The sequence below is a fragment of the Hydrogenophaga sp. GW823-FHT04C09 genome (assembly GCF_058796355.1).
Window position 1 is genome coordinate 504,820 of sequence record NZ_JBXAIO010000004.1, and the last position, 15,164, is coordinate 519,983.

The 15,164-nt window shown below is 68.0% G+C and carries 15 protein-coding genes and 1 tRNA gene; 8 read left to right on the top strand and 8 right to left on the bottom strand.

From position 1 onward, the window contains the following. Positions 1 to 11: 11 nt before the first annotated feature. The 5 genes from AC1Q9M_RS14665 to AC1Q9M_RS14685 are packed head-to-tail and all read left to right on the top strand — an operon-like array spanning position 12 to position 4,346. Complete coding sequence (locus AC1Q9M_RS14665) at positions 12 to 1,487, top strand: M16 family metallopeptidase (RefSeq protein WP_492434428.1); 1,476 nt, start codon at positions 12 to 14, stop codon at positions 1,485 to 1,487. Between the two features lie 17 nt (positions 1,488 to 1,504). Further along, positions 1,505 to 2,842, top strand: coding sequence for a M16 family metallopeptidase (locus tag AC1Q9M_RS14670; RefSeq protein WP_492434430.1), 1,338 nt, complete (start codon positions 1,505 to 1,507; stop codon positions 2,840 to 2,842). Positions 2,843 to 2,862: 20 nt separating this feature from the next. Then, on the top strand, positions 2,863 to 3,477 hold the full coding sequence (gene rsmD, locus AC1Q9M_RS14675; RefSeq protein WP_444687220.1) for a 16S rRNA (guanine(966)-N(2))-methyltransferase RsmD: 615 nt from the start codon (positions 2,863 to 2,865) through the stop codon (positions 3,475 to 3,477). 36 nt (positions 3,478 to 3,513) lie between these two features. Further along, positions 3,514 to 4,032, top strand: a complete 519-nt coding sequence (coaD, locus tag AC1Q9M_RS14680; RefSeq protein WP_492434433.1) for a pantetheine-phosphate adenylyltransferase — start codon at positions 3,514 to 3,516, stop codon at positions 4,030 to 4,032. A gap of 11 nt (positions 4,033 to 4,043) precedes the next feature. Then, positions 4,044 to 4,346: a YfhL family 4Fe-4S dicluster ferredoxin gene (locus tag AC1Q9M_RS14685; protein WP_291113989.1), complete on the top strand. Its 303-nt coding sequence runs from the start codon at positions 4,044 to 4,046 to the stop codon at positions 4,344 to 4,346. Here the strand turns inward: AC1Q9M_RS14685 and pth are convergent. From pth to AC1Q9M_RS14720, 7 genes are all read right to left on the bottom strand, one after another. Next, positions 4,292 to 4,960, bottom strand: a complete 669-nt coding sequence (gene pth, locus AC1Q9M_RS14690) for an aminoacyl-tRNA hydrolase (RefSeq protein ID WP_492434436.1) — start codon at positions 4,958 to 4,960, stop codon at positions 4,292 to 4,294. The two genes, AC1Q9M_RS14685 and pth, sit on opposite strands and share 55 nt — an antisense overlap. 71 nt (positions 4,961 to 5,031) lie before the next feature. Beyond that, on the bottom strand, positions 5,032 to 5,664 hold the full coding sequence (locus AC1Q9M_RS14695) for a 50S ribosomal protein L25/general stress protein Ctc (protein WP_444687219.1): 633 nt from the start codon (positions 5,662 to 5,664) through the stop codon (positions 5,032 to 5,034). Between the two features lie 99 nt (positions 5,665 to 5,763). Continuing rightward, positions 5,764 to 6,738, bottom strand: a complete 975-nt coding sequence (locus AC1Q9M_RS14700; protein WP_291113981.1) for a ribose-phosphate pyrophosphokinase — start codon at positions 6,736 to 6,738, stop codon at positions 5,764 to 5,766. Positions 6,739 to 6,835: 97 nt separating this feature from the next. Then, positions 6,836 to 6,912, bottom strand: a tRNA-Gln gene (locus AC1Q9M_RS14705). A gap of 90 nt (positions 6,913 to 7,002) precedes the next feature. Then, positions 7,003 to 7,881 (bottom strand): 4-(cytidine 5'-diphospho)-2-C-methyl-D-erythritol kinase, encoded by an 879-nt coding sequence (gene ispE / locus AC1Q9M_RS14710; protein ID WP_492434458.1) that lies wholly within the window; start codon positions 7,879 to 7,881, stop codon positions 7,003 to 7,005. Positions 7,882 to 7,895: 14 nt separating this feature from the next. Further along, complete coding sequence (locus tag AC1Q9M_RS14715) at positions 7,896 to 8,402, bottom strand: lipoprotein insertase outer membrane protein LolB (protein ID WP_382321385.1); 507 nt, start codon at positions 8,400 to 8,402, stop codon at positions 7,896 to 7,898. Then, positions 8,399 to 10,174: a tetratricopeptide repeat protein gene (locus AC1Q9M_RS14720; RefSeq protein ID WP_492434439.1), complete on the bottom strand. Its 1,776-nt coding sequence runs from the start codon at positions 10,172 to 10,174 to the stop codon at positions 8,399 to 8,401. The genes AC1Q9M_RS14715 and AC1Q9M_RS14720 overlap by 4 nt, the downstream gene beginning before the upstream one ends. A gap of 92 nt (positions 10,175 to 10,266) precedes the next feature. Here AC1Q9M_RS14720 and mutM point away from each other — a divergent pair, with 92 nt between their 5' ends. From mutM to mutY, 3 genes are all read left to right on the top strand, one after another. After that, a complete protein-coding gene (mutM, locus tag AC1Q9M_RS14725) occupies positions 10,267 to 11,082 on the top strand; it encodes a bifunctional DNA-formamidopyrimidine glycosylase/DNA-(apurinic or apyrimidinic site) lyase (protein ID WP_382155298.1) in 816 nt (271 codons plus the stop codon). Between the two features lie 113 nt (positions 11,083 to 11,195). Further along, positions 11,196 to 13,142, top strand: a complete 1,947-nt coding sequence (locus AC1Q9M_RS14730; RefSeq protein ID WP_382155301.1) for a dynamin family protein — start codon at positions 11,196 to 11,198, stop codon at positions 13,140 to 13,142. Further along, the gene (gene mutY / locus AC1Q9M_RS14735; protein WP_492434442.1) at positions 13,139 to 14,236 is read left to right on the top strand and encodes an A/G-specific adenine glycosylase; all 1,098 of its coding nucleotides are present in this window, start codon (positions 13,139 to 13,141) and stop codon (positions 14,234 to 14,236) included. The genes AC1Q9M_RS14730 and mutY overlap by 4 nt, the downstream gene beginning before the upstream one ends. Here the strand turns inward: mutY and rapZ are convergent. Next, positions 14,233 to 15,156: an RNase adapter RapZ gene (rapZ, locus tag AC1Q9M_RS14740; RefSeq protein WP_492434444.1), complete on the bottom strand. Its 924-nt coding sequence runs from the start codon at positions 15,154 to 15,156 to the stop codon at positions 14,233 to 14,235. The two genes, mutY and rapZ, sit on opposite strands and share 4 nt — an antisense overlap. Between the last annotated feature and the right edge of the window lie 8 nt (positions 15,157 to 15,164).

A 15,164-nucleotide genomic window follows, 5' to 3' on the forward strand; every position in this document is an offset into this window, starting at 1 on the left:
CATTGCATTCTATGAAACGCCTTATGCCGCTGACCAAGCAGCGCTGTTCTGCACTCCTGATGGTCCTGGCGATGGCGGGCGGCACCGCGCTGGCCCAGTCGCCCGCCACCCCGGTTTCCCCTCCACCGAGCACCGCCCAGGCACCCCTGGCGCAGCAATTCACACTGGCCAATGGCCTGACGCTGATCGTGCGGCCCGACCGCCGCGCACCCACCGTGGTCCAGATGCTGTGGGTGCGCGTGGGTGCCATGGACGAGGTCGATGGCACCAGCGGCGTGGCGCACGCGCTGGAGCACATGATGTTCAAGGGCACGCCCGACATCAAGGCGGGCGAGTTCTCGCGCCGCGTGGCCGCCTTCGGCGGCATGGACAACGCCTTCACCACGCGCGACGCCACCGCCTACCACCTGCAGATCCCCGCGCGCCGCCTGGAGACCGCGATGCAGCTGGAGGCCGATCGTTTCGCGCGCAACCAGTGGGACGACGACGAGTTCAAGCGCGAGATCGAGGTGATCAAGGAAGAGCGGCGCCAGCGCACCGAAGAGTCGCCGCGCGCCCGCATGTTCGAGGCGCTCAACGCCATGGTCTACCAGGCCCATCCGTACCGCCGGCCCGTGATCGGCTGGATGAGCGACATCGAGGCGATGACGCCCGACGACGCGCGCGCGTTCTACCGCCGCTGGTACGTGCCGGCGAACGCCGCCCTGGTGATCGCGGGCGACGTGGACGTGGCGCAGGTGCGCGCGCTGGCCGAGAAACACTTCGGCGCGTTGCCCGCCGCGGCCGTGCCCTCGCGCAAGCCGCGCGAGGAGCCCGCCCAGGCGGGGCCGCGCCGGCTCGAGTACCGCGCCGTGGCCGACCAGGCCCTGGTCGCGCTGGCGTACAAGGTGCCGCAGTGGCGCGGCGCCGAGGTGGACAACGAGACCGACCGCGATGCCCTCGCCCTGACCGTGCTCTCGGCCGTGCTCGACGGTTACGATGGTGCGCGCCTGGACCGCGCGCTGGTGCAGGGCGTGGGCACGGGCGGCAAGCGGCTGGCCGACAGCGCGGGCTCGTCCTACGGCCTCATGGGTCGGGGCCCGCAGCTCTTCATGCTCACGGCGGTGCCTTCGGCCGGCGTGACGACCGAGATGGCCTCGGCCGCGCTCAAGGCCGAGGTGGCGCGCATCGCCCGCGAAGGCATCCAGGAAGCGGAACTGCAGCGTGTGAAGACGCAGTGGACCGCTGGCGAGATCTACAAGCTCGACTCCGTGGCCAACCAGGCGCGCGAGCTGGGTGGCTACTGGATCAACGGCATGGGCCTGGACGCGGGCGACCGCCTGATGGCCCGCCTGCGCACGGTCACGGCGGCCCAGGTGCAGTCGGTGGCACAGCGTTATTTCTCCGACGAACAGCTCAGCACCGGCGTGCTGGTGCCCGATCCCTCGCGCCGCGAAGCGGCTCCTGCGGCCCCGGCCGGTCCTCGGCCCGCGCTGACGCGCCACTGAAGCGAGCCGCGTACACCATGACCCTGTTCACCCTGCTGCGCCGAACCCTGCCGGCCCTGCTCTTGCTGAGCACCCTGGGCACCGCCCGGGCCACCATCCCCATCGAACAGTGGACGCACGCCAGCGGCGCGCGCGTGCACCTCATTGCGAGTCCCTCGATCCCCATGCTGGACGTGCAGATCGATTTCGATGGCGGCCGGCGCCGCGATCCTGCGGCCCAGGCCGGCCTGGCAAGCGCGACCGCCGGGCTGCTCTCGGGCGGTGTGGCCGCGCAGCCCGGACTGCCCGCGCTCGACGAGAACCAGCTCAGCGAGGCCTGGGCCGACCTGGGCGCTCAATTCGGTGCCGGCATCACCCTGGATCGCTTCAGCGTTTCACTGCGCACCCTGACCGAACCCGATCTGCTCGACCGCGCGGTGGCATTGGCCGCGCGCCAGCTGGCCGCACCCGCCTGGCCCGAGCGCGTGTGGCAGCGCGACCGCGAGCGCCTGCTGGCCGCGCTCAAGGAGGCCGAGAATCGACCGGGCACGCAGGCCAGCCGCGCGTTCGGCCGTGCCGTGTATGGCGACCATCCCTATGGGTTCCGGGCCGATGCCAGCACCCTCAACGCGATCCGGGTGGCCGACATGCGCGCGTTCTACCGCCGCCATGTGGTGAGCTGCCGCGCCCAGGTATCGATGGTGGGGGCGGTGGACCGCGCCACCGCCGACCGCATCGTGGGCCGGTTGATGGCGGCCGTGCAGCCGCATGGGTGTTCGGCCTTGCCCGATCTGCCGTCCGTGCAGCCGCTGGCGAAGGCCGTGGATCAGCGCCTGCCCTTTGCCGCCGCGCAGGCGCAGGTGCTCATCGGCCAGCCCGGCGTGGCCCGCGCCGATCCCGACTTCTTTGCGCTCTACGTGGGCAACTACGTGCTGGGCGGTGGTGGCTTCGTCTCGCGGCTGATGACGGAGGTGCGCGAGAAGCGCGGGCTGACCTACGGTGTGTCCAGCTACTTCCTGACGGCGCGCCAGGCCGGCGCCTTCCAGATCGCCCTGACCACGCGGCCCGACCAGGCGGCGCAGGCGGTGGACGTGGTGCGAGAAGTGGTGCGCGACTTCGTCGCCAAGGGTCCGACCGAGGCCGAGCTGCAGGCCGCCAAGGACTACCTCATCAACGGCGAAGCCCTGCGGCTCGACAGCAACCGCAAGCTGCTGGACAACGTGGCCAACATCGCCTGGAACGACCTGCCGCTGGACTATCTCGACACCTGGACGAAGGAGATCGAGCGCCTGAGCGTGGCCGACATCCAGCGGGCCTTCGCGCGCGTGCTGCAGCCCGACCGCATGGTCACCGTGGTGGTGGGTGCGCAACCCTGAGGTCGCGTAAGCTCGCTGCCATGAAAAAGCCTGCCCCCAGCGCCGCGCGCGCCGCCGCGAGCGCCCCCCACGAGGTGCGCATCATCGGCGGCCAGTGGAAACGCACCAAACTGCCCGTGGCCGACCGCCCGGGCCTGCGGCCCACGCCTTCGCGCGTGCGCGAAACCCTGTTCAACTGGCTCGGGCAGGACCTGAGCGGCTGGCGCTGCATCGACGCCTTCGCCGGCACCGGGGCATTGGGCCTGGAGGCTGCCTCGCGCGGCGCGGTGGAGGTGGTGCTGGTGGAGCAAGACAGCGCCTTGCTCGCCAACCTGGGCCGCATCACCACCCAGCTCAAGGCCACGGGCGTGCGCGTGGAGCGGGGCGATGGTGTGGCGGCGCTGCGCCAGCGGGCCGGGCAAGGGCTGGATGTGGTGTTCCTGGACCCGCCTTTTGGTGAGGGCCAGAACGAGGCCTTGTATGCCGCCGCGCTGGCCGCCGCGCGCCAGGCGGTGCAAGGGGACGGCCTGATCTACCTGGAGGCCCCACGGGCCTGGAGCGAGGACGAACTGGCCCAGATCGGCCTGCAGGTGCACCGGCAAGGCAAGGCCGGGGCGGTGGCCTTTCACCTGTTGCGGCCATTGCCGGCCCAGTGAGGCGCGGCGTGGGGCCCCTCGCGCATAATCTTCGGCATGAGTTCAGCCCTTGCTTCAACCGGCGGTGGTGGCCGCGTGGCGGTCTACAGCGGTACCTTCGACCCCATCACCCTGGGCCATGAGGACGTGGCGCGCCGCGCCGCGCTGCTGTTCGACGAAGTGGTCATCGCGGTGGCCATCGCGCACCACAAGCAGACCCGCTTCACGCTGCAGGAGCGGCTGGACATGGCCGCCGAGGTCGCGTCCCGCATGCCGGGGCGGGTGCGGGTGCTGCCATTCGAAGGCCTGATCATGGACTTCTGCCGGCAGCATGGCGCAACCGCCGTGGTGCGTGGCATCCGCAACCTCACCGACTTCGACTACGAAGCCCAGATGGCGGCGATGAACCGCAAGCTGAATGCGGCGGTGGAGACGGTGTTCCTGCTGCCGCAGGCCGAGTTGCAGTGCATTTCCAGCACGCTGGTGCGCGAGATCTCGCAGCTGGGTGGTGATGTGTCGCAGATGGTGAGCGGCGCCGTGGCCGCGCGGCTCGCGCCCAAGCCTTTGCAGGCCTAGGGACCGTCACCATGGCCCTGTTGATCACCGACGAATGCATCAACTGCGATGTGTGCGAGCCCGAGTGCCCGAACCAGGCCATCTCCATGGGCGAGGACTTCTACGAAATCGACCCGGCGCGCTGCACCGAGTGCGTGGGGCATTTCGACGAACCGCAGTGTGTGCAGGTCTGCCCGGTGAACTGCATTCCGATCAACCCGGACCACGTCGAGTCGCGCGAGACGCTGTGGGAGAAGTACCAGCGCCTGCAGAAAGCCGGTCAGCCCTTGTCGGCCGCCGGTGACACGGCAGCCCCGCCACCCGCCTCGGCCTGAGGCGCTGACGTGGTGGCCGGCCGCGGTGGCTTGGGCCGCGGCGGCTTGCTGGTGTGGATCAAGGCCGTGGCCTTGTCCATTTCGCCCGCGATCAACTGCGGCAAGGCCTTGAGCGAGCGATCCAGCGCCTGCGCGATCGCGATGCGGTCATCGGGCGAGGGCTTCTTCAGCACCCAGTTCGCCACTTCGTTCTTGTTGCCCGGGTGGCCGATGCCCACGCGCAGGCGCCAGTAGTCGGCACTGCCGAGCTGCGCGTGGATGTCGCGCAGGCCGTTGTGACCCGCGTGTCCGCCGCCCTTCTTGAGCTTGGCCTCACCGGGCGCCAGGTCCAGTTCGTCGTGCACCACCAGCACCTCTTCGGGCGCGATCTTGAAGAAGCGCGCGACCGAGGCCACCGACTTGCCCGAGAGGTTCATGAAGGTCTGCGGCTCCACCAGCCAGACGCTCTGGCCACCCACGTTGGCCCGCGCCACCAGGCCGAAATGCCCACGCTCCATCTGCAGGGACACCTTGAGCAGGCGCGCGGCCTCGTCCACCCACCAGAAGCCGGCGTTGTGGCGCGTGTGTTCGTATTCCGGCCCCGGGTTGCCCAGGCCGGCGATGAGTTTGATCATGGGATCGGATTATCGAGGCGGAAAACAAAAAGGCCCGCGGGTGCGGGCCTTTCTGACAGCAGGGGCTGGAATTACTTCTTGCCCTTGCCCTTGGCGGCCTTCTTGTCGTCGGCGGGAGCGGCCACCGGTGCGGCGACCACTTCTTCCACCGGTTCCACCACGGTGGCCACGGTGATGTTCTTGCGGCCGTGCGTCACGAGCTTGACGCCCTTGGCCAGCTTGATGTCGCCGGTGTGCACGGTGGCACCCTTGGTGACTTCACCCAGGTCCACTTCGATGAACTCGGGCAGCTGGGTGGCCAGGCACTCGATTTCGATGTCGTTGAGCACGTGGCTGATCACGCACTTGTCGTTCTTGACGGCCGGCGAGTTGTCGGCGTTCACGAAGTGCAGCGGCACCTTCTTGCGCAGGCGGGTCTTGTCGTCCACGCGCTGGAAGTCCACGTGCAGCACTTGCGGCTTGTACGGGTGGTATTGCACATCGCGCAGCAGAACCTTCTGCACCTTGCCGGCGAGTTCCATGTCGAGGATGGACGAGTGGAACGCTTCCTTCTTCAGGGCGTGCCACAGGGCGTTGTGATCGAGTTCGATCGTGGCGGCCGGCGTTTCACCGCCGAAAACGATACCGGGCGCGCGACCGGTGTTGCGCAGACGGCGGCTCGCACCCGTACCCTGCTTGGCGCGCTCAAAAGCGACGAATTGCATGACTGACTCCTGTGGAGGGGTTCCGCGACCAGAACGCCTCTGTTTCAAAAAAGCCGCCCCCACCATGGAGACGACCCGCTTTTTGCTGCCTTCAGCCTCTTAGAAGAGGTTGTCCTGATCGGCAAACAAACTCATGACCGACTCACCCGAGGCGATGCGCGCGATGGTCTCGGCCATCAGCGGTGCCACGGAGAGCTGGCGAATCTTGGAGCAGGCCTGCGCGGCCTGCGAGAGAGGAATGGTGTTCGTCACCACCACCTCGTCCAGGGCACTGCCCTTGGCGATGCGTTCGATGGCCGGGCCCGAGAAGATCGGGTGCGTGCAGTACGCATACACGTTCTTCGCGCCGCGCTCCTTGAGCACCTCGGCGGCTTTGACCAGCGTGCCGGCGGTGTCGATCATGTCGTCCATGATCACGCAGTTGCGGCCTTCGATGTCGCCGATCACGTGCATCACTTCCGACACGTTGGCCTTGGGGCGGCGCTTGTCGATGATGGCCATGTCGCAGTTGAGCTGCTTGGCCAGCGCACGGGCGCGCACCACGCCACCCACGTCGGGCGAGACGATGAGCACGTCGGGGTAGTTCTTCTGGCGCAGGTCGCCCAGCAGCACGGGCGAGGCGTAGATGTTGTCGACCGGAATGTCGAAGAAGCCCTGGATCTGGTCGGCGTGCAGGTCCATGGTCAGCACGCGGCTCACGCCCACGGTCTGCAGCAGGTTGGCCACGACTTTGGCCGAGATCGGCACGCGGGCCGAACGCGGGCGGCGGTCCTGGCGGGCGTAGCCGAAATAGGGGATGACGGCGGAGATGCGCTCGGCCGAGGCGCGCTTGAGCGCGTCGACCATGATGAGCAGCTCCATCAGGTTCTCGTTGGTCGGCGAGCAGGTGGACTGGATCACGAACACGTGGCGCGCGCGCACGTTCTGCGTGATCTCGACCGTGACTTCACCGTCGGAGAAGCGACCCACATTGGCCGCGCCGAGTTGCGTGCCCAGGTGTTGGGCGATTTCGGAGGCCAGCACCGGGTTGGCGTTGCCGGTGAAGATCATGAAATCCGGGGGCTGAACTTGCATGGTATTCCCAGCTGTCTGAACGACGGACCCAGAAGATCGCCGTCAAAAAAGGCCACCCGGGGGTGGCCGTTCCGGTGCTTGATGTGTTGAAACAGGGTGGCAGGGGAGGAAGGACTCGAACCCTCGCATGCTGGAATCAAAATCCAGTGCCTTTACCAACTTGGCGACTCCCCTACGCAGGTCGATGGTTCGGCGTGATGCCGGACAACCAACCAAAAACGTCGCAGGTTGCGCAACCACTGCCTGGGCTGTGCGCTGCCGATTCTAATCGGTGCACCAGTCGAGCAATGGATGTGCATCCATGTTGCCGCATTCTCGAACCATCCAGCCGCCGGGGGCGTCTGTCAGGTCCACTGCCTGCGGCAGCTGTGCAAACACCGCGGTTCCCGATCCGGTCATTCGCCCTTGCAATCCATGGCTGTCGAGCCATCGAATGCAATGCCCCACATCGGGACAGAGCGCCTGCGCCACGGGTTGAAGATCGTTGTGTCCGACGGCCAGAACTTTCTGGAGATCGATCACCGCGCCTTCACGCGAGTCATTTGCAGCAAAGCCTTGGATTGTAGCAGTTTTTGTGTCGCGCTTGAGCTCGGGCGAGCCAAAGATGCGTTGGGTGGAGGCGCCCGTGGGCGGCTTGACCGCGAGGAAGCGGGTGGGCGGCAGGGCCACGGGGGTGAGCTGCTCGCCCACGCCTTCCACCCAGGCGTTGCGCCCGCCGATGAAAAACGGCACGTCGGCGCCCAGTTGCAAACCGATCGCCGCCAGCTGCGACCGCTTCAACCCCAGCCCCCAGAGCCGGTTCAGGGCCAGCAGGGTCGTGGCCGCGTCCGAGGAGCCGCCGCCCATGCCGGCCTCGGCGGGCAGGCGTTTTTCCAGGCCGATGTGCACGCCGTGAGCACAGCCGGTGGCCTGTTGCAGGGCCCGTGCGGCCCGCACAGACAGGTCTTCGGCCGGCAGGTGGCCGGGCGTGAGGTCCTCGCGGCTGATCGCGCCATCGGCCCGGCGCTCGAAATGCAGGTGGTCGCACCAGTCCACCAGCATGAAGATGGACTGCAACAGGTGGTAACCGTCGGCCCGTCGGCCGGTGATGTGCAGAAAGAGGTTGAGCTTGGCGGGCGCAGGCACGTCCAGCAGGCGCCGCACGGGGGCGTGGGAGGTCATGGCTGGAAGACGACGCGCAGTTCGGCGGTGGGCAAGGGGGTGGAGCGGCGTGCCGTGATGCGGCCTTCGGCCTGACGCGACAGATCGGCCTGCCAACCGGGCACATCGCCTTGCTCGCCGCGCAGCCAGCCGAACAGCGCCGCGACCGGCACCGCCGTGCCGCTGAGTTCGGTGGTGAGCTCGTCCAGGTTGCCGCGCCGGGTGACCTGGCCGCCCTGGCGCAACTCGGCGCTCTGGGGCGTCCACACCACGGTCGCCAGCGTGTTGCCCAGGGGCGAGGTGAGTTGCAGCTCGCCTTCGGCGGGGGCGCCGCGCAGGTCGAAAGCGGCGGAAAACGACTGGGGTGGCGCGCTGTCGACTTGAAGGGACAGGCGGCCGCTCCACACCGTTTCGCCAGGCAGTGCCGAGCGAGGCGGTGTGGCGCAAGCCGAGAGCACGGCGGCCAAGGCCAGCACGGCCAAGCGGCCCTGCAGCCTGGGCCAGGGGAAAGCCCGCACGGTCATGGTTTGACTTGCAGGCGTTTGAGGGTGGCCTGCAGGGTTTCGTTGTCGGCCGCGAGAAGCAGGCCTTCGCGCCAGATCTTCAGCGCCTGCTCGCGCTGGCCTTGCACCCATAGCACCTCACCCAGGTGCGCGGCGATTTCCGGGTCGGGCCGTTTGCCGTAGGCCGCCTGCAGGATGGACAGGGCGCGCGCGTTGTTGCCCATGCGGAATTCGACCCAGCCCAGGCTGTCCTGGATATAGGCATCGCCCGGCGCGAGCGAGACCGCCTTCTCGATCAGCTGTTTGGCTTCCGGCAGGCGCATGTTGCGCTCGGCCAGCGAGTAGCCCAGCGCGTTGTAGGCGTGGTGGTAGTCGGGCTTGAGGGCGATCAGCTGGCGCAGCAGGCGCTCCATGTCGGCCAGTTTCCCAGCCTTCTCGGCCATCATGGCCTGGTCGTAGATCAAGTCGGTGTCTTCAGGGAAGCGGGTGGCGGCCTCGTTGTAGACCTCGTAGGACTGCTGGTAGGCCTTGAAGTCGCGCAGCAACTGCGCTTCGGCGACCAGCTTGAGGCGCACGTCTTCGGGCCGGCGTTCGGGCTGGCCGCGCAACAGCGCGCGGGCCTGGGGCAATTGGCCCTGGCGGGCCAGCAGCGAGGCGCGCCGCATCTGGGCGGCCATGATGTCGTCGGCGTTCTCGATGCGGTCCAGCCAGGCATTGGCGGCGGGAAAGTCGTTCTGCTTTTCCGCGATCTGCGCCATCAGCAGGTAGGCCTGCGTCAGGCCGCGCGCGGTGCGCTCGTCGCCCGACTGGCGCGCCAGCGCCATGTACTTCTGCAGCGACGCCGTGGCGGGCGCCAACGCGTTGTCTTGCGCCTGCAGCGAAGCCAGCAGCAACCAGGGTTCGGCCTGGTCGGGTTGGCGCGCGGTGAGCGCTTCGAGTTGCGCACGCGCTTCGCTGTTGCGTTGCAGGTCCACCAGGATGCGGGCATAGGCCAGCGCCACGGCGGTGTCGCCCGGCGTGGCGGCATTGCCGGTCTGCAGCTGTTGCCGCACGATGGCCTCGGCGTCGTTTTTCCCGCGCTCCATCAATTCCAGCGCGAGCAGGGCCGGGTAGGGCGATGCAGGATCGATCGCATGGCCTTCGCGCGCCGCCGCGAGGGCCGGGGGCAACTGGTCCTGCGCCAGCTCCATGCGGCCCACGGTGGTCCAAGCCGCCGCGGCATGGAAGGGTTGTTTGAGCGAGGGCGCCAGGGCCTCGCGCACCACGTTCGCCGCCAGGGCCTTGTCGGCAATGCGCCCGTAGGTTTGCGGAATGGCGTTGATGGTGTCGTTGCGCTCGGTCACCGGGCTGGCTTGCAGGATGGCCTGCAGCACCGGGCCGGTCTCGCCCACGCGGTTGAGCGCCAGCAGGATCTGCAGCACGAAGCGGTTGGCTTCCGGGCTGTTCGGAATTTCCTGGGCCCAGGCGCGCGCCGCGGTCAGCGCGGCCTCGCCCGAACGGGCCTGCAAGGCCACATCCACCGCGCGCCGGTACAGCTCCGGATCCTTCTGGCGGCGTGCCGCGTCCAGGATGAGCGAATAGCCCGTGCCCGGCTCACCCGCGCTGACATTGAGTTCGCCCAGCAGCAGTTGGTAGAAGAGGGGCGCGTTGAGGGCCGAATTGACCACGGCGGGCCCGCTTGCGGGGGGCCGGGCGGCGGCTGCGGGTGGCGCGGCCGGTGGGGCAGGCTGCGCGGCCGCGCCAAAAGCCAAGCCCAAGAGAACCAGGGTCGCGGTGCGGTGCAAGGTGTTCATCGGGTCATGATAATGGGAAGGGTTCAGGGGCACGGGGGTGTGACCCCAAGACCGCACCGGCGTTCCGGACCCCTGCAGAAAAACCACCCGCCATGCCCGAATTGCCCGAAGTCGAAGTCACGCGCCGCAGCTTTGCCGACCGCATCGCGGGCGCCCAGGTGCGTGCGCTGTCCCTGGGCAAGCCGCTGCGCTGGCCTCTGGGCTGTGAGCCTTCGAGCCTGGCCGGGCGCCAGGTGCGCTCGGTGGCGCGGCGCGGCAAGTACCTTCTGGTGCATCTGGACGAGGGGGTGTTGCTGTTGCACCTGGGCATGTCGGGCAGCCTGCAGTTCGCCCCCAGCCTGCCGCCGCGCGGCGTGCACGACCACTTCGAACTGTTGACCAGCCACGGGGTGCTGCGCCTGCACGACCCGCGCCGCTTTGGTGCGGTGGTCTATGCCCCGTCTCTGGAGGACGCCCGGGTGCTCAAGCTGTTGGGCGGCCTGGGGGTCGAGCCCCTGGAGATCGGCTTCGATGCAGTGAGTTTCCACCGGGCCCTGAAGCTGCGGCGCTCCGCCATCAAGCAGGTGCTGATGGCGGGCGACATCGTCGTGGGCGTGGGCAACATCTATGCGTCGGAGGCGCTGTTCATGTCGGGCATTCACCCCGCGCTGCGCGCCGATCGCCTGAGCAAGCCCCGCGCGGCGCGGCTGCACGCGGCCATTGTGTCGGTGCTGCAGCGAGCGGTGGCGTTGGGAGGCAGCACCTTGCGCGACTTCTCCAGTGCCGAAGGGCAGAGCGGCTACTTCCAGCTCGATGCCATGGTCTATGGCCGCGAGGGCCAGCCCTGCCGGGTCTGCGGGACGCCGGTCAAGGCGATGCGGCAGGGCCAACGGTCCACATTCTTCTGCCCCGTGTGTCAGAAAAAGTGACGCGCCAGCGGTGCGGTTTTGTGCCCGGGCGCCCGGCTGTCGGTCTTTCCGACCGGTCAGCTTTCTCCTGTGTGCCGATGCTATATTGACCTATTGACAGAGACACAAGGCCCATGAGCTTCAACCAGGAATTCGATCAGCACGGTGTGTGGCGCAAGCAGTTTGCCTTGCGCCTGAAGCTGTTGTCCGAATGGTTGACCGACCACGACCTCATGGAGTCTGGCGTGCGAGAGCGCCTCGACCAGCTGCATGCGCAGGTCAAGAACGACAAGATCATGGTGGCCTTCGTGGCCGAGTTCTCGCGTGGCAAGTCCGAGCTGATCAACGCGGTGTTCTTCGCCGGTTATGGCCGTCGCATCATGCCCGCCAGCGCCGGGCGCACCACCATGTGCCCCACCGAGCTGGGCTATGACGCGGAAGTGCCGCCGTGCCTGCGCCTGCTGCCCATCGAAACCCGCCTGCAGCCGCAATCGCTGCTGGACTGGCGCAATGCGCTGGAGAAGTGGGAGCGGGTCGATCTCGACGTGAACGACCCCAAGCAGCTGGCGCGCGCGATCCAGAAGGTGGCCGAGGTGCGCCGCGTGACGCAGGCGGAAGCGGCGGCGCTGGGGTTCTGGCACGACGAGGTGCCCGAAGACAACCCCTTGCCTGGCCCGGACGGCCTGATCGAGGTGCCGAAATGGAGGCATGCGCTGATCAACATGGCGCACCCCTTGCTCAAGCAAGGCCTGGTGATTCTCGATACCCCGGGCCTCAACGCCATCGGCGCCGAACCGGAGCTCACCGTGAGCCTGCTGCCGCAGGCGCACGCGGTGGTGTTCATCCTCGCGGCCGACACCGGCGTGACCAAGTCCGACCTGACCATCTGGCGCCAGCACCTTGCGGTGCTGGGCGAGGGGCGCGAGTCCCGGCTGGTGGTGCTCAACAAGATCGACACCATGTGGGACGCACTGAGCTCGCCCGAGCAGGTGCAGTTGCAGATCGCTTCGCAGCGCACCGACTCGGCCGAGATCCTTGGCCTGTCGCCGCGCCAGGTGCTGGCGGTGTCGGCGCAGAAGGGCCTGCTGGCCAAGGTGCACCGCGACAAAAAGCTGCTGGCCGCCAGCAACCTGATGGAGCTGGAGACCGCTCTGGGCGTGGATCTGCTGGGTCAGCGCCGCAAGATCCTGGGCGCGGCCGTGGCCAATGGCATCCAGGCGCTTCGCTCGGAAACCGGCCGCATGGTGCACACCCGAGCGCGCGACCTGGTGGAGCAGATCCAGGAACTCGAAGGCTTGCGCGGCAAGAACACCGGTGTGATCAAGCAGATGCGCCTGCGCATCGAGCAGGAGCAGGCCGACTTCGATGCGAGCGGTGCCAAGATCCAGGCGGTGCGCTCGGTGCACCTGCGCCTGCTCAAGGACCTGTTCGCGATGCTCAGCTCTTCCCATCTCAAGGCCGAGGTGGCGACCCTGGGCAAGGCCTTGAAGCAGCCCGGCATCAAGCTGGGCGTGCGCCGCGCCTACGACCACACCTTCGACCGCCTGCGCACCGACATGGGCAAGGCCGATCGCATGGCGGGTGATATCCAGTCCATGCTGGAAGGCAGCTTCAAGAACCTCAATGCCGAGTACGGTTTCTCGCTGCAGGCGCCCACGCCGCCGCGCCTGGGACAGTACGTGAAAGACCTCGACCTGATCGAGAAAAGCCACCTGCAGTACCTCAGCCTGGGCAACGCGCTGCGCCTGGCGCAGCCCGAGTTTGCCGAGCGCCTGGCGCGTGCGCTCATGAGCCGGCTGCGCGTGGTGTACGACACCGCGGTCAACGAGGTGGAGCTGTGGAACAAATCCGCCGCCGCCCAGCTCGATGCGCAGTTGCGCGAGCGCCGCCGCAATTTCAGCCGGCGCATCGAGGCCGTGTCGCGCATCCAGCAGGCCGCTGGTGGTCTGGACGAACGCATCCGGGAGCTGCAATCGCACCAGGCCGAGCTGAATCAGCTCGACGTCAAACTGGCCGAGCTCACCGACCACCTGCTGGCCGCACCCGAAGAAGAACCCTCCGACGAAGCGCTCGCGGCATGAGCGCCGAGGCGATTTCGGTGAACCCCGTGGGGGCGGCACTGCCCATCACTTTTGCGCCCCTGCTCATTGAATGGCAGCGCCATTCGGGCCGCAGTGGCCTGCCCTGGCAGAACACCCGCGATCCCTACCGGGTGTGGCTGTCGGAGGTCATGCTGCAGCAAACCCAGGTCAGCACCGTGCTGTCCTATTACCCCCGTTTCCTGGAGCGTTTCCCGGACGTGCGCGCCCTGGCCGCCGCGTTGCCCGATGACGTGATGGCCCTTTGGAGCGGCCTGGGCTACTACAGCAGGGCGCGCAACCTGCACCGCTGCGCGCAGGCGGTGGTGAAGGACCACCACGGTGTGTTCCCCGACACGGCCGAGCAACTCGAGACCCTGCCGGGCATCGGTGCCTCCACCGCCGCGGCGATCGCGGCGTTCTGCCACGGCGAGCGCATCTCCATCCTCGATGGCAATGTGCGCCGGGTGTTGTCGCGCCTGCTTGCCTTCGAAGGTGACCTGGCGCAGGCCGGGCCGCAGCGCGAACTCTGGTCGCTCGCCCAGGCCTTGTTGCCGGACGCCCCCACGCGCGAGGACATGACGGCCTACACGCAGGGTTTGATGGACCTGGGCGCGACGGTGTGTCAGCGCACCAAGCCGCTGTGCGGGCGCTGCCCGGTGCAGATGGTGTGCCGCGCGCACGGGACGGATCAGATTTCGCGCTTCCCGGTCAAGACCCGCCGTGTGGCACGCCGTTTCGAGAACTGGTGGCTGTTGCTGGTGCGGGGCACCGGTGCCGATGGGCAACAAGCCTTCTGGCTGGAGCGCCGGCCCGCACCGGGCATCTGGGCCGGGCTGTACTGCCCGCCCGTGTTCGCCGATGAGCCGGCCTTGCAGGCGTCGCTGTCATCCGGGTTTGCCCGGCGGCTACAGCCGCTCGAGCCGGTGTCGCACAGCCTGACCCACCGGGAGTTGCGCCTGCACCCCTTGCTGCTGGATCTGCGGGAAGGTCAAGGGTCTGACGGTTTGCCCGAAGGCCAATGGGTGCCCGCAGGCGCCTTGATCGACCACGGTCTGCCGACGCCTGTGCGCCAGCTGTTGTCGGCCTTGAGTTAACTCAGCTCGGCCGCCTGGCTCGCCGGCCCGGGCCAGTTGTCGTCTTCGCGGTGGCGCACGCGCGTGAACCAGTCGGGCGCGAAGGTGTCGGCCAGCCGCTCCACCAGGTACACCGAGCGGTGCTGGCCGCCGGTGCAGCCGATCGCCACCGTCACGTAGCTGCGGTGGTCGCGCAGCATCTGTGGCAGCCAGTGGCGCAGGAAGGCGGTGATCTGCTCTTCCATCTGCCCCACCTCGGGCTGGGCCGCGAGGTACGCGGCCACCGGGGCATCGAGCCCGCTCAAGGGTTTGAGTTCGGGTTCGTAGTGCGGGTTGGGCAGCATGCGCACGTCGAACACGAAGTCGGCGTCCATGGGAATGCCGCGCTTGAACGCGAAGGACTCGAACACCAGCGTCAGGGGCGCCTGCGTCGCACCGAGCAGGTCCTTGATCTGGCTGCGCAGGCGCGTGGGACGGATCAGGCTGGTGTCGAGCACGAGCGCCTGCTCTCGCAATTCGGCCAGCAGCTCGCGTTCGTGTTCGATCGCGTCGGTCAGCGCGCGGTGCTGGTCGTGGGCCTGCTTGAGCGAGAGGGGGTGCAGGCGGCGCGTTTCCGAGAAGCGGCGCACCAGCGTGTCGGTGGTGGCGTCCAGGAACACCGTGGTGAGGTGCACCGGCCGGTGGGCTCGGCGCTGCAGCTGGGCCAGGCGTCTGGGCAGGCCTGGCAGCGAGGCGGCACTGCGCACATCCATGGCAATGGCCACCCGGGGGGCCTGGTTGCTCTGCTCCAGTTCGATGAAGGACTCGAGCAATTCGGGTGGCAGGTTGTCCACGCAGTAGAAGCCCACGTCTTCGAGCGCGGTGAGTGCCACCGATTTGCCCGAGCCGGACATGCCGGTGATCAGGACCAGATGGATTGGGGTGTCGTCAATCGGGTTCATCGCAACGG

Bases quoted from the DNA above. Each gene is read 5' to 3' on its own strand.
- AC1Q9M_RS14665 (WP_492434428.1), top strand. From the start codon at position 12: ATGAAACGCCTTATGCCGCTGACCAAGCAGCGCTGTTCTGCACTCCTG.
- AC1Q9M_RS14670 (WP_492434430.1), top strand. From the start codon at position 1,505: ATGACCCTGTTCACCCTGCTGCGCCGAACCCTGCCGGCCCTGCTCTTG.
- rsmD (WP_444687220.1), top strand. From the start codon at position 2,863: ATGAAAAAGCCTGCCCCCAGCGCCGCGCGCGCCGCCGCGAGCGCCCCC.
- coaD (WP_492434433.1), top strand. From the start codon at position 3,514: ATGAGTTCAGCCCTTGCTTCAACCGGCGGTGGTGGCCGCGTGGCGGTC.
- AC1Q9M_RS14685 (WP_291113989.1), top strand. From the start codon at position 4,044: ATGGCCCTGTTGATCACCGACGAATGCATCAACTGCGATGTGTGCGAG.
- pth (WP_492434436.1), bottom strand. From the start codon at position 4,960: ATGATCAAACTCATCGCCGGCCTGGGCAACCCGGGGCCGGAATACGAA.
- AC1Q9M_RS14695 (WP_444687219.1), bottom strand. From the start codon at position 5,664: ATGCAATTCGTCGCTTTTGAGCGCGCCAAGCAGGGTACGGGTGCGAGC.
- AC1Q9M_RS14700 (WP_291113981.1), bottom strand. From the start codon at position 6,738: ATGCAAGTTCAGCCCCCGGATTTCATGATCTTCACCGGCAACGCCAAC.
- AC1Q9M_RS14715 (WP_382321385.1), bottom strand. From the start codon at position 8,402: ATGACCGTGCGGGCTTTCCCCTGGCCCAGGCTGCAGGGCCGCTTGGCC.
- AC1Q9M_RS14720 (WP_492434439.1), bottom strand. From the start codon at position 10,174: ATGAACACCTTGCACCGCACCGCGACCCTGGTTCTCTTGGGCTTGGCT.
- mutM (WP_382155298.1), top strand. From the start codon at position 10,267: ATGCCCGAATTGCCCGAAGTCGAAGTCACGCGCCGCAGCTTTGCCGAC.
- AC1Q9M_RS14730 (WP_382155301.1), top strand. From the start codon at position 11,196: ATGAGCTTCAACCAGGAATTCGATCAGCACGGTGTGTGGCGCAAGCAG.
- mutY (WP_492434442.1), top strand. From the start codon at position 13,139: ATGAGCGCCGAGGCGATTTCGGTGAACCCCGTGGGGGCGGCACTGCCC.
- rapZ (WP_492434444.1), bottom strand. From the start codon at position 15,156: ATGAACCCGATTGACGACACCCCAATCCATCTGGTCCTGATCACCGGC.